The organism is bacterium, assembly GCA_017744355.1.
Classification (GTDB): Bacteria; Cyanobacteriota; Sericytochromatia; order S15B-MN24; family UBA4093; genus JAGIBK01.
Genome location: JAGIBK010000005.1, coordinates 261206 through 283085 on the forward strand (window position 1 = coordinate 261206; position 21880 = coordinate 283085).

General features: G+C 67.4%; 19 protein-coding genes. 8 read left to right on the forward strand and 11 right to left on the reverse strand.

Features of this window, described 5'->3' with window-relative positions:
• The first annotated feature begins 12 nt into the window (after positions 1 to 12).
• From J7643_14170 to J7643_14185, 4 genes are all read left to right on the forward strand, one after another.
• Positions 13 to 1239, forward strand: coding sequence for an ABC transporter permease (locus J7643_14170; GenBank protein MBO9541731.1), 1227 nt, complete (start codon positions 13 to 15; stop codon positions 1237 to 1239).
• A gap of 23 nt (positions 1240 to 1262) precedes the next feature.
• Positions 1263 to 1952 carry an ABC transporter ATP-binding protein gene (locus J7643_14175; protein ID MBO9541732.1) on the forward strand — a complete coding sequence of 230 codons (690 nt, stop codon included), beginning with the start codon at positions 1263 to 1265 and terminating at the stop codon, positions 1950 to 1952.
• 15 nt (positions 1953 to 1967) lie between these two features.
• Positions 1968 to 2222, forward strand: coding sequence for a hypothetical protein (locus tag J7643_14180; GenBank protein MBO9541733.1), 255 nt, complete (start codon positions 1968 to 1970; stop codon positions 2220 to 2222).
• Positions 2223 to 2309: 87 nt separating this feature from the next.
• Positions 2310 to 3260, forward strand: coding sequence for an EamA family transporter (locus J7643_14185; GenBank protein ID MBO9541734.1), 951 nt, complete (start codon positions 2310 to 2312; stop codon positions 3258 to 3260).
• A gap of 68 nt (positions 3261 to 3328) precedes the next feature.
• Here J7643_14185 and J7643_14190 read toward each other — a convergent pair whose 3' ends face one another.
• The 3 genes from J7643_14190 to J7643_14200 all read right to left on the reverse strand — a co-directional run bounded on the left by J7643_14190 (position 3329) and on the right by J7643_14200 (position 5730).
• On the reverse strand, positions 3329 to 3670 hold the full coding sequence (locus J7643_14190; GenBank protein ID MBO9541735.1) for a c-type cytochrome: 342 nt from the start codon (positions 3668 to 3670) through the stop codon (positions 3329 to 3331).
• 120 nt (positions 3671 to 3790) lie between these two features.
• Positions 3791 to 4750, reverse strand: coding sequence for a L,D-transpeptidase family protein (locus J7643_14195; GenBank protein MBO9541736.1), 960 nt, complete (start codon positions 4748 to 4750; stop codon positions 3791 to 3793).
• A 62-nt stretch (positions 4751 to 4812) separates the two neighbouring features.
• Entirely contained in the window at positions 4813 to 5730 is a 918-nt protein-coding gene (locus J7643_14200; protein ID MBO9541737.1) for a DUF882 domain-containing protein, read from the reverse strand.
• A 191-nt stretch (positions 5731 to 5921) separates the two neighbouring features.
• On the opposite strand from J7643_14200, the gene J7643_14205 reads away from it, so the two are divergent.
• Positions 5922 to 7526: a diguanylate cyclase gene (locus J7643_14205; GenBank protein ID MBO9541738.1), complete on the forward strand. Its 1605-nt coding sequence runs from the start codon at positions 5922 to 5924 to the stop codon at positions 7524 to 7526.
• 186 nt (positions 7527 to 7712) lie between these two features.
• Complete coding sequence (locus tag J7643_14210; protein ID MBO9541739.1) at positions 7713 to 10250, forward strand: hypothetical protein; 2538 nt, start codon at positions 7713 to 7715, stop codon at positions 10248 to 10250.
• Between the two features lie 90 nt (positions 10251 to 10340).
• On the opposite strand, the gene J7643_14215 is transcribed toward J7643_14210, so the two are convergent.
• Entirely contained in the window at positions 10341 to 11546 is a 1206-nt protein-coding gene (locus J7643_14215; GenBank protein ID MBO9541740.1) for a DUF4097 family beta strand repeat protein, read from the reverse strand.
• Positions 11543 to 11926, reverse strand: a complete 384-nt coding sequence (locus J7643_14220; GenBank protein ID MBO9541741.1) for a DUF2089 domain-containing protein — start codon at positions 11924 to 11926, stop codon at positions 11543 to 11545. Before J7643_14220 ends, J7643_14215 begins: the two co-directional genes overlap by 4 nt.
• Positions 11927 to 12033: 107 nt before the next feature.
• Here J7643_14220 and J7643_14225 point away from each other — a divergent pair, with 107 nt between their 5' ends.
• A complete protein-coding gene (locus tag J7643_14225) occupies positions 12034 to 12786 on the forward strand; it encodes a calcium-binding protein (GenBank protein MBO9541742.1) in 753 nt (250 codons plus the stop codon).
• Positions 12787 to 12827: 41 nt separating this feature from the next.
• Here the strand turns inward: J7643_14225 and rpoD are convergent, their stop codons facing one another.
• The 4 genes from rpoD to J7643_14245 all read right to left on the reverse strand — a co-directional run bounded on the left by rpoD (position 12828) and on the right by J7643_14245 (position 17560).
• Positions 12828 to 13856, reverse strand: a complete 1029-nt coding sequence (rpoD, locus tag J7643_14230; protein MBO9541743.1) for an RNA polymerase sigma factor RpoD — start codon at positions 13854 to 13856, stop codon at positions 12828 to 12830.
• Between the two features lie 86 nt (positions 13857 to 13942).
• Complete coding sequence (locus J7643_14235) at positions 13943 to 15778, reverse strand: DNA primase (GenBank protein ID MBO9541744.1); 1836 nt, start codon at positions 15776 to 15778, stop codon at positions 13943 to 13945.
• A gap of 7 nt (positions 15779 to 15785) precedes the next feature.
• The gene (locus J7643_14240) at positions 15786 to 16787 is read right to left on the reverse strand and encodes a deoxyguanosinetriphosphate triphosphohydrolase (protein ID MBO9541745.1); all 1002 of its coding nucleotides are present in this window, start codon (positions 16785 to 16787) and stop codon (positions 15786 to 15788) included.
• Positions 16788 to 16831: 44 nt separating this feature from the next.
• Complete coding sequence (locus J7643_14245; GenBank protein ID MBO9541746.1) at positions 16832 to 17560, reverse strand: MerR family transcriptional regulator; 729 nt, start codon at positions 17558 to 17560, stop codon at positions 16832 to 16834.
• Between the two features lie 109 nt (positions 17561 to 17669).
• On the opposite strand from J7643_14245, the gene J7643_14250 reads away from it, so the two are divergent.
• Positions 17670 to 19094 carry a carotenoid oxygenase family protein gene (locus J7643_14250; protein MBO9541747.1) on the forward strand — a complete coding sequence of 475 codons (1425 nt, stop codon included), beginning with the start codon at positions 17670 to 17672 and terminating at the stop codon, positions 19092 to 19094.
• Positions 19095 to 19163: 69 nt separating this feature from the next.
• Here J7643_14250 and J7643_14255 read toward each other — a convergent pair whose 3' ends face one another.
• Both J7643_14255 and J7643_14260 read right to left on the reverse strand, forming a co-directional pair.
• On the reverse strand, positions 19164 to 20525 hold the full coding sequence (locus tag J7643_14255; GenBank protein MBO9541748.1) for a hypothetical protein: 1362 nt from the start codon (positions 20523 to 20525) through the stop codon (positions 19164 to 19166).
• A 14-nt stretch (positions 20526 to 20539) separates the two neighbouring features.
• The gene (locus J7643_14260; protein MBO9541749.1) at positions 20540 to 21799 is read right to left on the reverse strand and encodes a cation:dicarboxylase symporter family transporter; all 1260 of its coding nucleotides are present in this window, start codon (positions 21797 to 21799) and stop codon (positions 20540 to 20542) included.
• Between the last annotated feature and the right edge of the window lie 81 nt (positions 21800 to 21880).

Below are 21880 nucleotides of genomic sequence, written 5' to 3' on the forward strand. Positions count from 1 at the left end.
AAAGGATCCACCTTGAGATTCCTGACGCTGGCCTGGCGCAACCTGACGCGCAAACGCCGTCAGACCTTCCAGAATGCCTTCGGCCTGGTGGTCGGGCTTGGCCTCTCCTTTTTGATGATCAGCTACATGGAGGGGATGATGCTCGGCATCGTCGAGCAGGTGAGCAAGACTCAGTCCGCCCACCTCAAGATCCAGGCCAAGGGCTATCAGGAAAGCTCGCGGGCCCTGCCCCTCGACCTGTCGGTGGCGCACGACCCGCAGCTTTTGGCCTCGCTGGCCGAGCGTCCCGAGGTCGAGGCCGTCGCGCCACGCCTGCGCTTCGGGGGGATGGTGAAGAGCGGGGCGCGCTCGTTCAGCATCATGGGCAAGGGCATCGTGCCCGAGCAGGAGCAGGCCATGGACCAGCTGCGTCTCAAGGACGTGGTGGGCCGCCTGCCCACCGCCGCCTCCGAGATCCTGCTCGGCCAGAAGCTCGCCGAGGACCTCAAGACGCGGGTGGGTCGTACCGTCACGGTGGTGGTCAACGACGCCGAGGGGCGCCTGCGGATCAAGGACTACCGGGTGGTAGGGACCTTCCGTAGCGGGGTCGGGAGCCTGGACGGGAGCGTCGCGTGCTTCGAGCTGGCCGACGCGCAGGCCCTGCTCGGGCTGCCGGGGCGCGTCAGCGAGATCGGCGTCATGCTGCACCACAAGGAGGAAGTCGCCGCCCTCGCCGAGACCCTCAAGGCACAGCTTGCATCCGAGGGCTCCCTGGAGGTGCTCACATGGGAGGAGCTCAACGAGGAGCTGCTCGCGCCGCTGCGCCGGATGCAGCACCTTCCCAAGGCCGTGGCCGTCTTCACCCTCTTGAGCCTCATCCCTTCCATCATGAACACCCTGGTCATGAGCGTGTCCGAGCGCTTCCGCGAGATCGGCGCCCTGCGGGCCATGGGGATGCACGTCCACGAGGTGATCGGCCTCTTCTTGGCCGAGGGCTTCTTCCTCGGTTTGCTCGGTAGCGGTATGGGGGGCCTGTTGGGCGGTGGGATTACCTACCTGCTCTCGGTGAAGGGGATCCCGAACCCCAGCTTTGGCCTGGGTGGGCCGATGGGCAACATCGCCACTCTGCACCCGACCTTCAACCCCAGCCTGCTTGCGACCTTCTTCGTCTCGGGCCTCGCGGCCTCCATCGTGGCCTACTACTTCCCCGCCCGCATGGCGGCGAGGCTCGACCCCATCAAGGCCCTGCGCTCGAACTAGCCTGAGCTTCCAGGAGGCACCGCATGTCGCACGTCGTCGAACTCGAACACATCACCAAGACCTATGCCATGGGGACCGGCACCGTCACGGCCCTCGACGACCTCTCGCTCACCATCGATGCGGGCGAGTTCGTCGCGCTGGTCGGCAGCTCGGGTAGCGGCAAGAGCACGCTCCTGAACCTCATGGGCGGCCTCGACCGCCCTACCTCAGGCACCTTGCGCCTGGCGGGGCGTGACGTGGGCAAGCTCAAGGAGCAGGAGCTGACGGCCTTTCGTCGGCAGCACCTGGGCTTCGTGTTCCAGAATTTCAACCTGATCCCCATGCTCAGCGCCTGGGAGAATGTCGCCTTCCCACTCGATCTGCGCGGGGTCCCGAGCGCGCAGGTCAAGCGCCAGGCCCTGGAGATGCTCGATCGGGTGGGGCTTGCGGGGCAGGCGAATCATCGCCCGGACGAGCTCTCGGGCGGCCAGCAGCAGCGGGTGGCGATCGCCCGGGCCCTGGTGGCCAGGCCGCAGCTGGTGCTCGCCGATGAGCCGACGGCCAACCTGGACTCGAAGACCGGTGCTGAGCTCGTCGCCCTCATGCGCCAGCTCAACGAGGCGGAGGGCACCACCTTCGTCTTCGCCACCCACGACCCCGGGGTCGTCACGCAGGCCAAGCGGGTGATCCGCATCCTGGACGGGCGGCTGGCGCTCGAGCCCGCGCACGCATAGCAAGGAGGCGTCGAGATGGGATTCCTGATTGTGGTGTTCGGGCTGGTGGGGGGCTTCTTCGGAATCACCTGGCTGACGGACAAGCTCGGCTGGACGACGCTCTACCAGAAGCGCGACGCCTCGGGCAGCGGCACCATGGGCGCGGCGTTGCTCGGGGTCGAGCACCTCTTCGCCGACGAGCACAAGCGAGCGGCCATCGTCTACCGCAAGGACGAGCAGAAGCAGGTGCGCCGACAGGAGGCCGGGGAGCCGCCCGACCTTGAAGTTTGATTGCGATCTGCGCTGGGAATGAGACAGCGCTTGCGGGTGGCGCCTAGACTGGAGGCTTCCCGCACGCGAGAGGAGAGTCCCCTTCCCATGTTTCAGGCCCTCACGCGGTTCGTTCCGCTCTTCCAGCTGATCCTGGCGACCGTCTTCTGGGGCGGCGTCTTCAGCACCGGCAAGCTCCTCGCGCCGCACCTGCCCCCCTTCACCGTCACCTTCGCCCGCTACGGCTTCGCCGCCCTGGTCCTGCTGCCGCTCGCATGGCGCGAGTTCCGCGCGGTCCGGCGCGAGGACGTGCCCATGCTGATCATGGTCGGCCTCTTCAGCAGCACCCTCTTCAATGCCTGCCTCTTCGTCGGTCTGCGCTTCGCGCCCGCCGGGGACGCGGTCCTCGCGCCGGCGGCTTCGCCCCTCATCGTCGCGATCATCACGGCCCTCTTCATGGGGGTCCGGCACGGGCGGGCCAAGCTCGCGGCCCTCGCGCTCTCGGCCTTGGGGGTGGCGCTGCTCTTCTTCGCCTCGGCAGGGGATCAGGGCGGCGGCCGTCTCTTCGGCGATGCGATGATCCTGCTGACCAGCGCCTTCTGGAGCTGCTACCTGGTCCTGTCGGGGCGCTTCACGGGTCGCTACTCGCCGCGCCTGCTCTCTGCGGTGACGGCGCTCGCGGGTACGCTTTCGAGCCTGCCCTTCGCGGCCTGGGAGGGCGGCTTCTCCAAGTTCGCGACCTTGCCGCCCTCGGGCTGGGCGGTCGTCGCTTACCTCTCCATGCTCGGCACGGTGGCAGCCTTCCTGCTCTGGAGCCGGGGTGTGCAGCAGGTGGGGGCCGCGCGGGCCTCGCTGTTCATGAACCTGATCCCCGTCTGGATCCTGCTCGGGGCGGTGGGCTTCCTCCACGAGCGCTTGCTGCCCCTGCAGTGGGCCGGGATGGCCGCCCTGCTCGCGGGCCTGTTCGGGGCGAACCTCGCCGAGCGGTACCAGCGCGCGCGCGCGGTGCCGGTCGTCTCGCCCTTGGCGCCTGCTCAGCCCGAGAAGACGCGCGTCTAATCCCCTTTCAAGCATCACGCCCCGGATCGAAAGCGATCCGGGGCGTGATGCTTGAAGCCGGAAAGGGCTTACTTGCCGCCTTCCTTGAGGATCCAGTCGACCATGGCGTTGAGGTCACCGGCCGAGAGGGCGGGGTGGGGGCTCATGGCCATGGCGCCCCAGTTGCCGCCGCCGCCCTTCTTGACCTTGTCGGCAAGCTTGGCGGGGGCCGTCTTGTCGTTCTTGTACTTCTTGGAGACCGCTTCGAAGCTGGGGCCGAGCTTCTTGGGCTCGGAGAGCTTGAAGCTGTGGCAGGCGAGGCAGTCGCTCTGCTTCATGAGATCGAGGCCCTTGCCGGCGGCGTGGGCGTTGGGGGCGACGGTCGCCGTGAGGGCGATCGCCGCGGCGAGAATGGCGATGGTACGTGCCAAGGGGAAGCCTCCTTGTTAGAGGGATGGGGGGCTGGATGAGGATCGTCTGAACAGAGCGTCCCCGCCTCATTATAGAGGGCCAATCAGGCGAGGGCATCCGCAGGACCTACGGATGCTCTGTTACGACGGCGCGCGTACCGCCTGGACAGGGGCGAGGGGCGGGAAGGGGGCGGGAGCGCCACGCTCGACCCGGATGCTGACCCCCCAGCGCTTGCGGACGGCCTGGGCGACCCGCGCCGGGTCCACCCGATCGAGCACGCCCGCCTGCGCGAGGCGCTTTTGGGCCAGGGCCTGGAGGTCGGGGAAGCGCGCGTAGGGGTCCCAGGCGACCTCGAGCCACACCGCGGAGCCGTCCGTCATGACCTTGATCGGCTCGTACGCGAGGCGCACGACGTCCCCCAGCTTCACCGCCTTGAACACCTCGGCGACGTGCCCCGGCTTCATGCGAATGCAGCCGTGTGTGGCGAACTTCCCGATGCTCGAAGGGGCGATGGTCCCGTGGATCCCGTAGCCCCACTTGGTGAGCCCCAGCCAATACTTCCCCAGCGGGTTCTCGGCCCCGGGCGGCATCCGGGTCATAGCTTGCTTTCCTTCGGCCTCCCGCTCTTCCTGGATGGAGCGCGGGATGTTCCAGGCGGGGTTCGCACGCTTCTCGGCGATCTTGAAGGTGCCCGAGGGGGTTTGCCAGCGCCTGGGCTCCTTCAGCTGACGCTCGTCATGTGGCTCGCCCAGGGAGACCGGGTAGTGGGCCACCAGGCGATCGCCCTCGAAGCGGTAGAGCCTCAGGTCGGGGATGTTGATGAGCAGCTTGCTGCCTCGGCTCGAAGGCACGATGTGGCGGTTGCTCAGGTGGAGGCGCTGGCCGGCCTTGAGGCGCTGACCCGGCTTGAGGCCGTTGAGGGCCCGGATGCGCTGCGGGCTGAGCCCGTGGCGGCGGGCGATGCCGTTCAGGGTCTCCTTGGGCTTCACCTCGTGGATCCACGCTTGCCCCACGAGGACCGGCGCTGCCTGGGCGCCGGCTTGCCGGGCGCAGAGCAGCGCGAGGCCAACCGAAAACAGGGTCGCGAGGCGTCCTCTCATAGGGGCATCCTTGTGCGCGAGGTCGGCGACGAGCCCCCTTATGGTATAACGCCGTCCTCAGGCTACCAACGAGCGGCCTTGCCTCGCGTGTCCACGTGGACGAACCAGCCGTGGCTTGTGGTTGGCTTGTAGAGCGAGAGGCCGCCCGTGAGCCCGGTCGTGCGATCCAGCTTGTCGGCGATCCGGTGGAGGATCTCCGCGTCGCGCCGGGTGATCGCCCCGTCGCGGTCCCAGTCGTCGGCGAGCACGTCCGCCGCGTCCCCGTAGGTGTGGCGGCTCAGGGTCGTCTTGTTGCCGATGCCCGCGTTGTAGGCGGGTGTCCGGTAGCCGCTCATGATGCGCAGGGAGCGCGCCGGGTAGCCCTGCGCGTTGAGGGCGTCCACGATCCGCTCGAGCTTCTCGAGCAGGCGGGGGCTCAGCATCATGTACTTCTCGGCGCGCGCGCCGTCCTTGACGGCGAACTGGCCGAGCTTGAACGAGCGGCTGACGGGCGCCTGAGCACTCTCGGCGTCGAGCCGGATGAAGCCGCTCGGCAGCATGGCGAAGGAGCGGGCGCTGCGGCTCGCGAGCGCCGGGTAGCGCCCGACCCGGTACCCGTTGATGGCTCCGTCCTTGGCTTCTTCGGACGGGACGGTGACGAAGGCGCTCACCACGCGCCGGAGCGTGCGGCCGTCGATCTCCGCCCGCCCTTCGAGCCGGTAGAGTCCGGTCTGGGTGGGGGCCTGCCACACGGCACCCGTGTCCTGGTCGCGCACCTTTCCGGCCGGAGCGCTCCAGCGTACCGAGAGTGGGCGCTTGGTGATGGGATCGAACGCCTCCAGGGCCACCACGCCGCCCGGCAGCACCGGGATCATGGCGATGGGGTCGGCCAGCCCGCGCAGCGAGAAGCCTTGAGCGGTGGCGGCATGGGCCGGCGGGGGGCTCGTCATCAGCAGGGTCAGGCAGGCGAGGATGGGGCCGAGAAGCTTGGGGCTTTGCAACGCGCTCTCTTTCGTACGGATCGTCCGGGGGATCTTCATGTACGACGCGCGGCGCCGAAGCTAACGCGCCAAGGGGGCATTTGCCGGGCCTCTGGCGGGGCGAGGGGAGTCCGCTTTTGTGCTGCGCGGAGCCTGACATCATGCGGGATGCCGCCTATAATGAACCCCGGAGGAGCGCCGGATTCAGAGTTATGCTTGATCGCCAAGACGCCATCATGGAGCAGATTCGCATCATCAGCGAGCGCTTCGCCCTTCAGCTGCCCCAGAAGATCGCCGACTTCAGGGCCGCCTACGCGCGCGTGAGCGCAGCACCCCACGATGCGGGCGCCTTGCGCGAGCTGCATGGCCTCGCGCACCGGATGACCGGTGCGGCCGCTACCTTCGGCTTCCCGGAGTTGAGTGTCGCCGCGCGCTTGGTCGAGCAGCCCCTTCGAGCGATTCTGGACACGAACGCCCCCCCTGCACCGGCGGAGCTTGTGAGGCTGGATGGGGTCGTCCAAGCGTTCCTTGCGTGCGCGAGCGGCAATTCGACCCCTTGCGCGCACGAGTTGCCCGCGCTCGGTGCCTCGCCGCCTCGCATCCTGCTTTGCTTGCCGGGCGCGCCGGAGCTGCAGGCCGAGCTGAGCGTTCAACTCGTGCAGTTCGGCTATCAGGTGGAGACCGTCGCCCACCGTGAGGCGATCGCCCATACCGAGCGTCCTGCCGCCATCGTGGCCACCCTGCCCGAGGACGCCGAGGCGGCCCGCGAGGTGGGCAGGCATGCCCAGGTGCCCGTGGTCTACGTTTCGGCCTGCGGGGACTTGCCGTCGCGCCTGCTTGCGACCCGCGCGGGGGGGAAGGCCTTCTTCGTCTTGCCCCTGGATACCCACGCCCTGATCGACAAGCTCAACGTCCTCACCCACCTGAAGCCCCAGGAGCCCTACCGGGTGCTCCTCGTCGACGACTCCCCGCTCGAAGCGACCATGCACGCGCTGATGTTCGAGGGCATGGGGATCGAGACCCGGGTGGTGACCGACCCCATGCAGGTGATGGCGCCGCTGGCCGAGTTTCGCCCCGAGCTCATCCTCATGGACCTGGTCATGCCCGGCTGCACGGGCCTGGATCTCGCGGCGGCCATCCGCCAGCAGGACGCCTACGACAGCATCCCCATCGTCTTTCTGACGGCGGACGCCAGTGCCGAAAAGCACCTCGCGGCCCTCGAACTCGGCGGGGACGACTACCTGCTCAAGCCGCTGCGTGCCGAGCACGTCTCGGTGAGCGTGCTCAGCCGCCTGCAACGCGCTCGCTTGCTGCGCACCTACATGACCCGCGACAGCCTGACGGGTCTCTACAACCACACCCACCTCCAGGAGCAACTCGAGCTCGCGCTGGCGCGGGCGCGCCGCCACGGCGGCCTGTTCGCCTTCGCCATGGTGGATCTCGATCGCTTCAAGTCGGTCAACGACACCCACGGGCACCTGGCGGGCGATCGCGTCATCAAGAGCCTCGCGACCCTGCTCAAGCAGCGCCTGCGCAACACGGACCTCATCGGCCGCTACGGCGGCGAGGAGTTCGCGGTGATCCTCGGCGGGGTCGACGCCGCCGGGGCGGTGCAGGTCCTCGACGAGATCCGCCGGGCCTTCGAGGGCTTGCGCCACCGCACCGCCGACGGGGGCGAGTTCGCCGTGACCCTGAGCGCCGGCGTCGCCGCCTATCCCGGCCACGGCGAGCTCAGCGAGCTCATCGAGGCGGCCGATCGGGCCCTCTACCGGGCCAAGGAGCAAGGGCGTAACCGCATCTTATCCACCAGCCCGTAGTTCTTCGCCTCTTCAGCCCTGCGATGCCTCAGCCACCAGAGCGCGTCGGACCTGGCGGTTTCTATTGCTTGGTATTCGGGCATAGAAAGATCACTTTCCCCTTCCTGCTGTCTACCAAAGGCTGTGCGGACGATGAACATTAACTCAACCTCACAGTCGCCCCGGGCTACCGGCCCGTTAGCGCGCATGGCCACAGGGCCACTCACCGGCGCTCCCGTGACGCCGCCCCAGCGGACGCCGGCGCCCACGCTGGTATCGGATACGGCATCGATCCAGGCCGGTGCGCGAGACCCGCAGGACGAGGCCAAGCGCCTTGAGGCGCTCGTCAATCAAGTCAAGGCGAAGGCAGCCGAGCAGGCTAGCGCTATCGAAGCCGCCGCGGCCCAGGCCACTGACGGCAACCTGGTGGCAGAAGGCTTCAACTCCCTGGTCAACGTGTTCAAGGGCAACCGAGACGCCCTGGACTCCACCGTTTCCCAGTCCCTGCACGTGCTGCGCTCGGAGCTGCCGAAGGATCTCGAAACCTTCCACGGCATGATGGAAGCGGCGAATGGGGATCCGGCGAAGCTTCAAGCGGCAAGCGACTTCCTGCAGGGGGCCCTCACGAAGGCCCAGAATTCACGCGAGAAGTTCGATCGACAGCTTCAAGCCTTCTCCTCGACCAACAAGTTCTGGTCCGGGCTGACGGCAGACGTGTCGGTAGGTTTGCTGACCGTCGGCGGGGCCGCCCTGGTCATGACGGGGTTGGGAGCACCCATCGGAGCCGCGATGATCGCGGGAGCCGCGGTGGTGGGTGGGGCGGCCACGGTCGGCGCGCACGCCCTCCTGGACAACCAGTACAGCCTCAAGGAAGAGGGGATGAGCAACTTCTTGCTCGGTGGGTTGAACGCCGGCGCGGCCGTTTTCACGGGCGGCCTGTCGGCGGGGCTCACCCAGACCGCGGCCCGGAGCGCCGCCCTGCAGGGTGGTATCGCGGGCATGACGGGGTTGGCTCAGGAGGGATCCCAGGGCTTCCAGGAAGGATGGCTCTCGCGGGTCGCCGTGGGCGTCGGGGTAGGCGCGGCAGTGGGCGGGGCCGTCCATGGCGCCGGGAGCAAGCTCTTGGGCGAGGGCCTTGAGAATGCGATCGCCGCCAAGGGAGCCCAGGCGGCCTTGGGCGGTGCCTCGGGGGCGGCCGGATCGGGGGGAGCAGCCCTGCTCAACGAGGCCAGCGATGGCTTCCGCGAGGGGTGGCAAGACCGGGTGAAGGATCAGACCATCGGGGGTGCCCTGGGGGGAGCGGTAAGCTCGCTCGGCCCCAACCTCGCCGCTCGGAACGTGGACGCCAAGGGGCGGCAGATGCTGCGTCACGGTGCGCGGGATATGGGGGCTGCGGATCGCGCCTCCATCGCGAGCGTGGCAACCCCTTACGGCAAGCCCTTGCCTGCAGCAAGTGAGCCCTTGCCGAGTCCCGGCGCTCGCAGAGCGTCGAATGTCGCGATCGATCACCCCAACCAGCCTGGCCAGAAGCTGATCCTGCCTGAGGCCGAGTTCTCGGGCTTCACCCTGGGCAAGGACGGCGAGCTGGGCTTGCGCATCGTCGATCAGGGCATCAGGGTGGGGAAAAAGCTGACGGTTCAGGCCAGCCCCGAGCTGATGGAATCCTTCGGGCTCACGCGCCCCAACCAGCTTGGCAAGACCGTCACCGGCGTAACGGTGACGGATCAGAACGGCGCTCCCGTTTCGCTGAAGGAGGCCAGGATCACGGGGATCGCGGCCGATGGACAGTCCGTCACGCTGACGGACCCCGCGGGCAACTCCTACGCGCGCGTCCCGGCCACGGCCATCGACCTTCCTGCAGCCCTGCGCCCGGCCTCGCGGCAGCAACTGGCGGACCAGAACCGCCTTCTCAAGCAGCTTCAGGAGCGCGGCGCCGGGTCGCTCAAGCAGATGTACGATCACCTTTCGGGTGACCTCTCGACGCGACTCTCGAAGAGCGCCGCGCTGCCCGCGGCCTTCCGGGAGGCGGGCATGCCGATCAGTGCTTGGAATGAGGCGCCTGCGGCATGGGAGCGACTGAGTGCCGATCAGCGCCTGAAAGTGGCCCAGAAGCTTGGTCAAGCCGTTAGCGCAGAGGTGGCGGATACCTTCAAGTTCCCCGCGCCGGCCGTCGCATTCGAGGCGACGGAGAACCTCGCGGGATCCTATAAGGACGGCAAGATCACGCTCAACCCGCGCGAACTGCAGGGCCCCCTGGTGAATGTGCTCGATACCCTCGTGCATGAGCAGACCCATGCCTACCAGGGCTTCCTGGCGCGCGAGGGGCATCAACTCGCCATGCCGCTGGAGATCCGCGAGGAGGTTGGCAACTATCAGCGGGCCTTCCAGCGCGAGAACTACGTGAATCCTGCTCCTGACCTTCTCAAAGCCGGCCCTCAGGCCACCTTCGCGGCCGAGCGCATGGTCACGCGCCATTCCCAGGAAGCGTTGTTCCTGAAGCTCATGAACTCCGGTCTTTCGAATCGTGAGCGACTCTTGGTGCAGGAGTGGCGCTTCAAGTGGGCCAACAAGCCTCAGACGGGAAGCGAGTACCTACGCCTCAACCGCGATCTCTACGAGAATTGGACGAAGACCTACAAGAACCAATCCCTCGAGGGGCATGCCCATCGCGTGAGCAGCACCGTCACCTCGAACTTGCTGGGGAAAGCGCGCCGGATCGACCTCGAGATGGGCCTGCGCCGCTAGGCCGTACACGGATGCGCAAATCATGCGAAAGAGGCTGTGGCATGACCACAGCCTCTCATTCATCGCTGGCTAGGGCAGCTGCTACGCGGTCTAGCGGATCGTGACGTCGCCGCTGATGGTCGAGTAGGTGAGCGCGGCGGTGCCGTTGTTGAGCTTCCCCTTGATGTGACGCTTGGCGAAGATGGTCTCCGTCAGGTCCTGCTTCATCTCCAGGTCGCCTGAGCGGGTCGAGGCGTCCACGTAGCCGCTCGAGCCGCTCGCGAGGCGCACGTCGATGTTGCCCGAGGTGGTGCTCGCGCTCATGGCGAAGGCCGCCTCGACCTCGGCCTCGATGTCGCCGCTGATGCTCTTGAGCTTGAGGTCGCCCGAGAGCTTGCCGTCCAGGTCGATGCTGCCGCTGACGGTGCTCGCGCTGCCCGAGAGCCAGGCCTTGCGCAGGATTACGTCGCCGCTGATGGCGCGGGCGTCCATGTGGCCGGCGCAGTCGGTGGCGGTCAATTCGCCGCTGACGGTGTTGAGCGAGAGGTTGCCCTCGATGCCCTGGACCTGGATGTCGCCCGAGACGGTCTTGAGGTGGCCGTGGCCCCCGTAGCGCAGGTCGTCGGCGTGCAGGTCGCCGCTGATGCTCGCGGCCTGCGGCACCAGGTGCCGGGGCAGGCGGCACTCGAAGTCGTAGCGGTGGCGCATCATCAGCGCGCCGATGGGGTGGCTCTGGGAGAGCGAGGTCGGCGGGGTGAGGCGCAGCTGGGCGCCCTCGCGCCGCAGGGTGACGGGGTGCTCGGCGAAGAAGCTCTGGGCGGCCTCGTAGGTGGCGCCGGGGATATGGGCCACCACCTTGATGGCGACGTCCTCGCGGTCCTCACCGATCAGGCGGATGGTGCCGTGGGTGTTCTGCACGTCGAAGCCCACCAGATCGGCCGTCTCGCTGAAGGCGAGGGTCTGCTCGAAGGTGTGGGTGGGCTGCAGGTGGCTCTCGATCATGCCGAGGCCCTGGTTGAGCAGGCCCGAGAGGACGTCGACCACGCGGCTCACGCCCTTGCCCACCTTGGGCAGGTGCTCGGTGGCGATCTGCTCGGGGAGGCGATCGAGCACCTTGTTGACCTGCTCGAAGGCGGGCGCCATCTGGTGCGCCAGCGAGAGGGGCGCCTGAGGAGCCTGTGCCTCGGTCGCAGGGGTGCTCGGGGCCTGGGCGGTGGGTTCGGACTTGCCGAGGGCCGTCAGCAGGGTCGCCGCCTCGGCGGCGGTGATCTTGCCCTCTTCGAGCATGGTCAGGACCTTCATGCGTTCGTCGTTCATGCGTTGATATCCTCTAGCTTGGCGATCGCCTCGGCGGCGCTGAGCTCGCCGCGCTCCAGGGAGGCGAGGATCTCGGCACGGCTCGGCTGCGCGCTCGGGGTGACGGTCGGGGTGCTGCGCCCGAGGGCCTCGATGGCGCTCTCCAGGCGGTTGCGGACGGTGGGGTAGCTGATCCCGAGGGCCTTCTCGACCTCGCGGATGTTGCCGCGGCAGGTGACGAAGGTGACGATGAACTCCTGCAAGTCCGAGGGCAGCTGGGCCAAGAGGGGCAGGCCAAACGTGCCGCGCAACTGGGTCGCGCAGCCAGGGCAGCCAAGCTCGGTCACGCGCAGGGCGTCGGTGCAGACGGGACAGCGGGAAGGGAACTGGTTTAATTTCATGCTTGAAAATTTAAAGCATGAACTTGAAAAAGTAAAGACCCATGATCGAGCGCTTCCGGACCGGGTATACCGGAGAAGGGGCCAGGAGCCCCGCAAGGAGCGGACGGATGGCCTTTACTTCAGGCAGGAATCAGAAGCGGCGACCGGGAGCCTGGGCGCTTTTAGCCCTCTTGCTACTCCCGGCGTGCGCCGGCGGGGACGAGGATGCACGCCTCAAGTCCACGGCGAGCGCTGCGCCGTCGGCCGCGGTGAGCGGCCTGCAAGAGGACTGGGAAGGCTTCTCGCTGGGGAACTGGGTCGAGCCCTCGGAGCACGGCGCCTGGCGCCTGGCCTACACGGGCTACGGGCGTGTCGGTATCGCCGAGCGGGGCGGCAAGGTGCTGGAGCAGGCGCCAATGGCCTCGACGCGGCCCGACGAGACCCATGCCTCGCTCGTGACGACCCGCGAGCGCTTCGGCGACTTCAGGGCTCGGGTGAAGCTGCGCACCGTCCAGCAGTTGCGCACGGGCTCGGCGCCCAATCCCTGGGAGGTGCCCTGGCTCATCTGGCACCACACCGACGAGAACCACTTCTACTACGCCCTGCTCAAGCCCAACGGCTGGGAGCTCGGCAAGGTGGTGCCCGGCGCGAACGGGCCCGAGCAGCGCTTCTTGGCGACGGGCGAGACGCCCTTCTCGCTGGAGGCCTGGCACACCCTTGAAGTGGAGCAGCGCGGGGGCGTCATCTCGCTCAAGGGCGACGGGGTCGCGCTCGGCACCCCCTACACGGACCCCACGCCCTACGCGTCGGGAGTCATCGGCCTCTACAACGAGGATGCCCACGTCGCCTTCGACGACGTGCAAATCGATCGCTTGGACTAAGCAAAGCAGAAGGGGCGCCAATCGGCGCCCCTTCTGGGTTCTTACTCGATGTACTCGCGCAGGCGCTTGTTGCGGTTGGGGTGCCGCAGCTTGCGCAGGGCCTTGGCCTCGATCTGGCGGATGCGTTCGCGGGTGACGCCGAACTGCTGGCCGACCTCTTCGAGGGTGCGGCTGCGGCCGTCGTCCAGGCCGAAGCGCAGGCGCAGGACGTCGCGCTCACGCGAGCTGAGGGTGCTCAGCACGTCGTTGATGTCCTCGCGCAGGAGCTCGTGGGTCACGGCGTTGACCGGGGCCTCGGTCTCCTTGTCCTCGATGAAGTCCCCGAGCCTGGAATCCTCTTCCTTGCCGATGGGGGTCTCGAGCGAGACGGGCTCCTGGGCGACCTTGATGATCTCGCGGAGCTTCTCGACGGTGACTTCCATCTCCTTGGCGATCTCTTCCTCGCTGGGCTTGCGGCCCAGGTCCTGCGCAAGCTTGCGCGAGACCTTCTTGAGGCGGTTGATCGTCTCGACCATGTGCACCGGGATGCGGATGGTGCGGGCCTGGTCGGCGATCGCGCGGGTGATGGCCTGGCGGATCCACCAGGTCGCGTAGGTCGAGAACTTGAAGCCCTTCTCGTGGTCGAACTTTTCGACCGCGCGGATCAGGCCCAGGTTGCCCTCCTGGATCAGGTCCAGGAAGAGCATGCCGCGCCCGACGTACTTCTTGGCGATCGAGATCACCAGGCGCAGGTTGGCCTCGGCGAGCTTGCGCTTGGCGCGCTCGTTGCCGGCGGCGATCTTGCGGGCGAGCTCAATCTCCTGGGCGGGGCTCAAAAGGGGAATCGAGCCGATCTCGCGCAGATACATCCGCACGGGGTCGTCCGTCGAGACGCCCTTGGGGATCGAGAGGTCGAGGGCCGGCTCGTCGCCTGACTCGCCAGGCTCGTCCGAGGCCTCGAGGCCATGATCCATGAGATCATCGCCCTCATCATGGGGTTCTTCCGGTTCGGGGAAGACCTCCAGGATGTCGTCCACACTCGCGTGGCTCTTGTCCTTGAGGCTTTCCGTCTTGTTGGCCAAGTTATTCATCTCCGTAGGTCCACCCTCACCGTCAGCACTGGATAGGGATGGTCACCAGGCAGCGTCCGATACCCCGCTGGGGGCCCCATGATTGGTTACCCGATCTTATGGGTTGGCAACACGCTACCACTGCGCGATTTTAGTTCTTCCTTGCGCGTGAGCGCATGCTTGTACTGCCGCAAAACTTCGTTGATTTCGTCCGGGGGGGCGCCGGCGCGCATCGCTTCTTCCAGGAGCTCCTTGCAGGTGTCGTGCTCCTGGGTCCAGAAGCTGATGGCGATGGTGTGGATGATCGAAGTCGCCGCCTGCGCCACGTCGTGCCATTTCTCCGAATCCGCGCCGAAGGCGAGGCGGGAAATGAACCCCTGTTCTTGTTCCCCAGTGTATTCGGTAAGTAACGCCTCCCAGCTCAATTCCTTTTCGGCCGGCCAGGCTTCGATCGTCTCTCTGAGCCATTGACAGTCCTCATCGGTGAAGGGGATGCCCGCCAACTGCTCAGCGACGTCCTGTCGGACGGTGTTATGTTCGACCATCAGGGTCAACAGATCCGCTTCGGCCTGACGGAAACCGTTCCGTTTTGCCAAGGGGATACCGTGCGACCTTCGGGGTGCTCTATTATGCCGGAACTCTTTCCCGATTTCCAGTGAGAGGGCGTCACGGCTGACGTCGAGCCGCTTGGCGAGCTGGGCGTAGAACTCGTCGCGCAGCACCGCGCTGGATACCCGGCCGAGGATTTTCTTGCACGCCTGGACGGCGGCTTCCTTGCCTTCGGGGCTGTCGAGGGTGTCGCCGACGCCCTCGATGGCGCGGTCGAGCTGGTACTGGATGAGGGTGGTGGCGCCCTCGATCAGCCCTTCGAAGGCCTCGGGGCCGTGGTGCTTGAGGAACTCGTCGGGATCCTTTCCCTCGGGGATGCGCAGCACCCGCACGTCCAGGGCGGCAGCGCCCGCGACCTCTTCGAGGGTGGCGATCCCCCGGTCGGTGGCGGCCTGGCCGGCCTTGTCCGCGTCGTAGGAGACGACCACCCGCTTGGAGTAGCGCAGGAGGCTCTTGGCCTGAGGCGGGGTCAGGGCGGTGCCAAGCACTCCGACCGCCTCGGTGAAGCCCGAGCGGTGGGCGGCGATCACGTCCATGTACCCTTCCATGAGGAGGGCACGATCCTTGCGCTTGATGCCCTCCTTGGCGAGCGGCAGGGCGTAGAGGTGGCGCCCCTTGTGGTAGAGGGGGGTGTCAGGGCTGTTGAGGTACTTGGGCTCGTCACCTTGGTGGATGGCGCGGGCGCCGAAGGCGATCACCTGGCCCAAATCCCCGGTGATCGGGAAGATGACCCGGCCCCGGAAGTAGTCGTAGAAGCCGTTCCCCTCCTTGCGCGCGCGCACCAGCCCCGCGTCCTCCTGGACCTTGGCGCTGACGCCCTTGCCGGTGAGGTAGCGGTGCAGGGCGTCCCACTCGCGCGGGGCGTAGCCCAGGCTGAAGGTCTCTTGCAGCTCGGGGCCGACCCCGCGGACCTCCAGGTAGGTGCGGGCGTCCTGGGCGGCCGGGCTCTCGGAAAGGAACTTGCGGTAGAAGGCGGCAGCCAGCTCGTTGGCCTCTCGGATCAGCTTGCGCTCGTCGGCCATGGGGTCCGACTCGGCCATGGCGATGCCGTAGCGCTCGGCGAGCACCTTGAGGGCGTCGCGGAAGCCCAGGTTCTGCTGCTTCATGACGAAGGCGAAGACGTCGCCGCCCTCGCCGCAGCCGAAGCAGCGGAAGATGCGCTTCTCGGGGTTGACGTTGAAGGAGGGGGTCTTCTCGCCGTGGAAGGGGCAGAGGCCCGTGTAGTTGCGGCCCGATCGCTTGAGTACGACGCTCTCGCCGATGATCTCGAGGATGTCGGCGCGATCGCGCACGAGCTCGACCGGATCGAGCCCTCCGGGAAAGTCCTTGCTCATGGGTGGGTTATTGGGATCCGTTCTTGCCGAAGATGGTCCAGGGACGGGGGATGAAGATCTCCTCGTAGACGCGGATCGCGTAACGATCGGTCATGCCGGCCACGTAGTCGACCACGTGCTGGGTGTGCTGCTCGGGGTTGTAGGCCTCGCCCCAGATCTGCTGCATCTTGGCGGGCTGCTCCATGAAGTGATTGAACAGGTCGGTGACCAGGCGGCGGGCCTTGCTCTCCTCGGATTTGGCCTGGGAGTTCAGGTAGACCTTCTGGAACATGAAGATGCGCAGCTCGGTCTGGATGTCCCACATTTCGGGGCTCATCTGGATCTTGTCCTGATTGAAGCTCGAGACGACCAGGTCGTGGATCATGGCGCCGATACGCTGGGCGTGGCTGGTGCCGAGGGCCCGGTAGCGCGCGGGCAGATCCTCGAAGCGCAAGAGGCCCGCGCGGATGGCGTCGTCCACGTCGTGGTTGAGGTAGGCGACCCGGTCGGAGATCTTCACGATCTGGCCTTCGAGGGTGTAGGGGGTCTCGACGCCGGTGTGCCAGCGGATGCCGTTGCGGACCTCGTCCGTGAGGTTGAGGTCCATCAGGACGTCGGCGACCCGCAGGCTCTGGGCGTTGTGCTGGAAGCCGCCCGGCACGCAGCGCGCCAGGGCGTGCTCGCCGGTGTGCCCGAAGGCAGGGTGCCCCAGGTCGTGGCCCATGCAGATGGCCTCGATCAGGTCCTCGTTGAGCCTCAGCGCCCGTCCGATGGAGCGTGAGACCTGGGAGACCTCGAGGGTGTGGGTCAGGCGGGTGCGATAGTGGTCGCCGTCCGGCGAGATGAAGACCTGGGTCTTGTGCTTGAGGCGGCGGAAGGCCTTGCAATGGACGATGCGGTCGCGGTCGCGCTGGAAGTCCGTGCGGTAAGCGCAGGGGGCCTCGGGCTTCTGCCGGCCGCGGGTCGTCGCGGCACGGGCGGCCTTGGGCGACAGGTAGGCGGCCTCGAAGGCCTCCTGCTGCTCGCGCATGTAGAGGCCGGGCACGTGCGGGGCTTTCGGATCAATCATCGGCGCTACTTCCGGTCGGTCTTACTCGGGGGCTCTGGCGTCAATTGTCCCATCCCCGGGCGATCGCAGCAAGTTTCGGGCTTCGGCGCCCCCTCGGCCTGCCGGGTGGGGTTGGCCAGATGCTCGTGCGCCAGGCGGCGCAGGGCGATGATCGCCGGCTCGAAGAGCATGGTGCCGAGCACCACCTCCTCGATGGCCCGGGTGGCGTCGCTCCTGACGGCCTCGGCGGTGTAGGCGACCTCTTGGCTGGCGAGCGCCTCGACCGCCTGGGCATAGGGGAGGAGGGTCTCGACGGGCAGATTGGGGCTCAGCAAGCGGCGCATGGCCAGAAGGGCATCCACCAGGTCTTGCTTTGCGGCAGCCTCTGGGCGGGTCTGCCAGCCGAAGCCCGCAAGCAGGCGATCCACATCGGCCTCCGCCGAGAGGCGCGCCGCATCGGCCGGCTCGATCGCAGCCTCTCGCTCGCTCAGGGCATCCACGGCCACGCCGAGTACGTCCCAGACGGGAGCGTCGGGCTGGTCCACCAGCGCGGTGACCTTGCGGATGCCGCCGATCGAGAGATGGCCCGCCTCCTTGAGCGCGTGGATGAGCGCGAGACGCCGCAGGTGCTCGTCGGTGTAGGTGGCCTGGTTCGGACCGGTGGGAATGCCGGGCATCAGCACCCCCTCGCGCAGGTAGAACTTGAGGGTGGCGAGGGGCACGCCTGAGCGCTGGCTGAGTTCGGAGATTTTCATGGCGGGTCTTTCCAAGGCGCTTGACAGTCTAATCAGATAGTCTTACTATCCGCCAATGAGATGGATAGTGAGACTATCTGATTCTAGCACATCGAGAGGAGGGCTTCCCATGCAGACCCCTGCAGTTGCAACGCGCCTGAGCTCAAGGGCTTTCGAGGACCTGTGGGAAGAGGTGACGGATGTTTCCTTGCCCATCACGGGGACGTTGCCCGAAGGCCTGGCCGGGACCCTGTACAGGGTCGTGCCGACGGCCTTCGACTGGCCGAAGGGGAGCTTCCAGCACTGGTTCGACGGCCACGGTCAGCTCCATGCGATCGCACTCGACGGCCGAGGCGGCGCGCGCTACCGCAGCCGCTTCGTTCAGACCGAGGCCCTTGCGCGATCGCAAGCGACAGATCGCCCGGTGGGATGCTTCGGGACCCGGCCCTCGGGAATGCTGGGCGGGGTGCTCGGCAACGGCTACATGGGCACGGCCAATACCAACGCCCTGCGCCTGGGCGATCGCCTCTACGCCCTGCAAGAGGGGAGCCGCCCTGTCGCGCTCGACCCCGTCACCCTCGAGACCTTGGGCAGTGAGGATCTGGGGGCCCTCACGGGGGGCGAGGGCTATAGCGCCCATCCCCACTGGGACCCCGAGCGCCGCGAGGCGGTCGCGGCCTGCCTCCAGTTCGGCCGCGACCCCAAGGTCATCGTGACGAGCCATGGGGCCGCGGGCAGTCTCGGCCGCCGCTTCGAGCTGGCGCTTCCCTACATGCCAAGCCTGGTTCACGACTTCGGCCTCTCGGAGCGCCACATCGTCGTCCCGCTCTTCCCACACGTGTTCAACCCCTTCAAGTTCCTTGCGGGGATGGCATCCCCCGCCGAGGCCGCGCGCTGGGAGCCCGAGCGGGGCACTTGCGTCCTGGTGACCGATCGCGACGGCGGGAACCTCCGGCGCTACGAACTGCCTGCCATGTATTCCTTCCATGTGCTCAACTGCTTCGACGAGCAGGACACGGTGGTGCTGGATCTGGTCGCGTTTTCGAGCGGGGCGATCCTGGATGCGGTCGGTGGGGTCCGGACCCGCGGCTTCTCGGCCTTCGAAGCGGGGCGCCTCGAGCGCCTGCGCCTCTACCGCGACGGCCGGGTCGCGGCCGAGACGCTGCATCCGGGGACCTTCGAGTTCCCGCGGATCGATCCCAGGCGCCAGGGGAAGGCGCACCGCTATGGCTATTTCGTCTCGAGCCGCCAGGATGCACCCGAGACTCAGGGGGAGCCGTTCGGAGCGGTTGCGCGCCACGACGCGAAGACCGGCCGGCTGGAGCGCTGGTGCGCGCCTGCGGGGCATCTGGTCGGCGAGGCGGTCCCTGTCGTCAAGGAGGGGAGGGCGCAAGAAGAGGCCGTCTGGCTCCTGTCGATGGTCTACGACCCCGAGGCCCATCGCAGTCGCCTGGTGGTGCTCGACGGCGAGGACTTGGCCGGGGGCCCGGTCGCCGAGGCCCTCTTGCCGAACCATCTGCCGCTTGGCTTCCACGGCAACTTTCACCGGAGCTGAGGCACGAGCGCGGCCCCGGCATCGCCCCGAGTCGGGGCGATGCCGGGGCCGCGTGATGTTCGGTAGATGCTACTTCGAGAAGAGGCGCTGAGGGTAGACGACCAGCTGGATGAAGTCGTACTCCAGCCCGCCCAGGTCGAAGGCGCTGCCCTTGCCGGTATCGAGCGAGAAGGAGGGGGTCCAGCGCAGGTTGGTACGCAACAGCCAGGCAGAACTCGGGTCCATGCGGATGTCCCAGCCGGCGATGAGCGAGGGCACCAGGCGCTGGGTGTTCGCGGTCGTCGTGACGCCGGCGGCCACGTCCTTGAAGGTGCCGGTCTCGTAGCCGAGGCCTGCCCCCACGAACGGCACGAAGCCGTAGAAGTTGGGATCGAACAGCTTGAAGGCCTCGAGCATCACTCCCGAGCGCGAGGTGTCGAGCTGGGCGCCGTAAGCGGCCGCCTGCCCCGCGAAGCTGCGGTAGGAGAGCCGCAGCTCGGCGTCCAGCGGATCGAGACGGTAGCCGAGGGTCATGTGGGGGAAGGTCCCCTCGGTGTAGGTAGCCCCGAGGTAGGGGCGGCGCTCGGAGAAGTAGGTCGAGTCGTTGGCATAGAGACGTGCCGAGGGTCCCATGCCCACCGAGAGGGTCGAGGCGCTCCCGTTCGCGCGGCGCTGCGCCACGCGGGCCTCCTCGGCCTCCACGAAGCCGGGCTCGACCGCAGCGGCCGAGGGGTCGAGGTTGGTCCGGATGCCGACGGTCCATTGGATGCTCGAAAGGTCCAGCCACCGGGTGGTGTAGGCCGGCGCGCGCTGGGCGAGGTCCTGGGCGACGAGGCCCGAGGCGACTTCCCAGCGATCGCCGAAGGCGTACTGGGCCTGCAGATCCAGGATGCCGCCGGGGAAGCTCCAGCCGAGGCCCAGCCCGAGCGGCAAGAGGTACTTGGTCTGGGCGCCGGGGTTGGTGGTGGGATCCACCCCGTCCGAAAACGACAGGGCGCGCAGCATCAGACCCGAGGAGACGAAGGGGCGCACCGTGCCGAGATCAAGCGCCCAGGGGTAGTACTTGAACGAGGTGAGCTGCGCGCTCGAGGCCTTGGCCTGGCGCTCAGCGCCGGGGGCGCCGATGTCGGCGGCAAAGCGCTGGACCGGGACCCCCACGTAGATCTCGGCGTGGCGGTGGAAGTGCAGCCCGCCAATCGTGAGCATCAGCGAACTCAGCGGTGCCGGGGCGACCTCCGAGAAGCCGCCGCCAGAGATGCCGAGCGGCCACTGGCTGGCGAGCGGCACCGAGGTGTCGAGGTTCATGCCCACCGAGAGGGTGGCGAAGGGGTCCTTGAGGCGCTGGTGCGGGACCCCGCCGTAGCGTAGCGACGGCACCTCGGAAACGGCCAGGGCGGGGGTGGCGAGGAGAGGAAGCAGGCTTGCGGCGGCGAGGGTGGCGAAGGGGCGCATGGTGGTCCTGAGGGTTAGGCGTGGGTGACTTCCGGGATGGAGGCTTCGAACTCGCTCCGGGCGGGCTTGGCGTCGTCGAAGCCGCCGTCCACGCGGCTGATCACGCAGGCGGCGAGGCTGTTGCCGATGACGTTGACCACGGTGCGCCCCATGTCCATGAAGCGGTCGACGCCCGCGATGAGGGCGAGGCCTTCCACCGGTAGGCCGGTGCTCGACAGGGTAGCGGCGAGCACGACGAACGAGACGCCCGGCACCCCTGCGATGCCCTTGGAAGTCAGCATCAGCACCAGTACGATCGAGACGAGCTGGCCGAAGCCCAGGTGCAGGCCGTAGACCTGGGCGATGAAGGCGACGGCGAGGCCCTGGTAGAGGCTCGAACCATCCAGGTTGAAGGTGTAGCCGGTCGGCACCACGAAGGAGACGATCCCCTTGGGGCAGCCGAAGCGCTCCAGCTTCTGCATGATGCGGGGCAGCACCGTCTCCGACGACGCCGTCGAGAAGGCGAGCAGCATCTCGGGGCCGATCAGCTTCAGCAGGCGGAAGAAGGGGATCTTGGCGGAGTAGGCGATCGCACCGAGTACCACCAGCACGAAGAAGGCCATGGTGATGTAGAGGGTGCCCACCAGCTTGCCCAGGGGGACCAGCACGCCGATCCCGTACTTGCCGATGGTGGCGGCGACCAGGCCGAAGACGCCGATGGGGGCGACCTTCATGATCATGTTGGTGAGCTTGAACATGGCGTCCGAGACCCCATGCAGGAAGTCCACCACCGGCCGGCCCACGGCCCCTGCGCCCGCGAGCGCCACGCCGAAGAGCACCGAGAAGAAGATGATGGGCAAGAGCTCGCCGTTGGCGGCCGATTGCAGGATGTTGGTCGGGATGATGTGCAGCAGCATCTGGATCGAGTCGTGATGCTGACTGGTGTACTGCGACACGTCGGTCCGGGCGAGCCCCGAGATCGAGACCCCGTGTCCCGGCTTGAAGAGGTAGGCCGACCCCACCCCGAGGACGATGGCCACCGTCGTGACGATCTCGAAGTAAAGCAGCGAGAGGCCGCCGAGCTTGCCGACCCGCTTGAGGTCGCCGACTCCCGCCACGCCCAGGATCACCGTCGAGAAGACGATGGGCACGACGATCATCTTGATCATGCGGATGAAGGCGTCGCCCAGAGGTTGGACGCTCACCCCGGCCTGGGGCAGGAAGTGACCGAAGAGGGCACCCGCGATCAACCCCAGCAGGATCTGAACGGCGAGGCCCGGCAGCTTGAGCTTCATGGCGGTCGGGGATCTCCTACTCAATTAACAGGGAAGGGACCCCGACAAGATAGCTTCCCCGCCCCAAGCCTGTCAACGCGC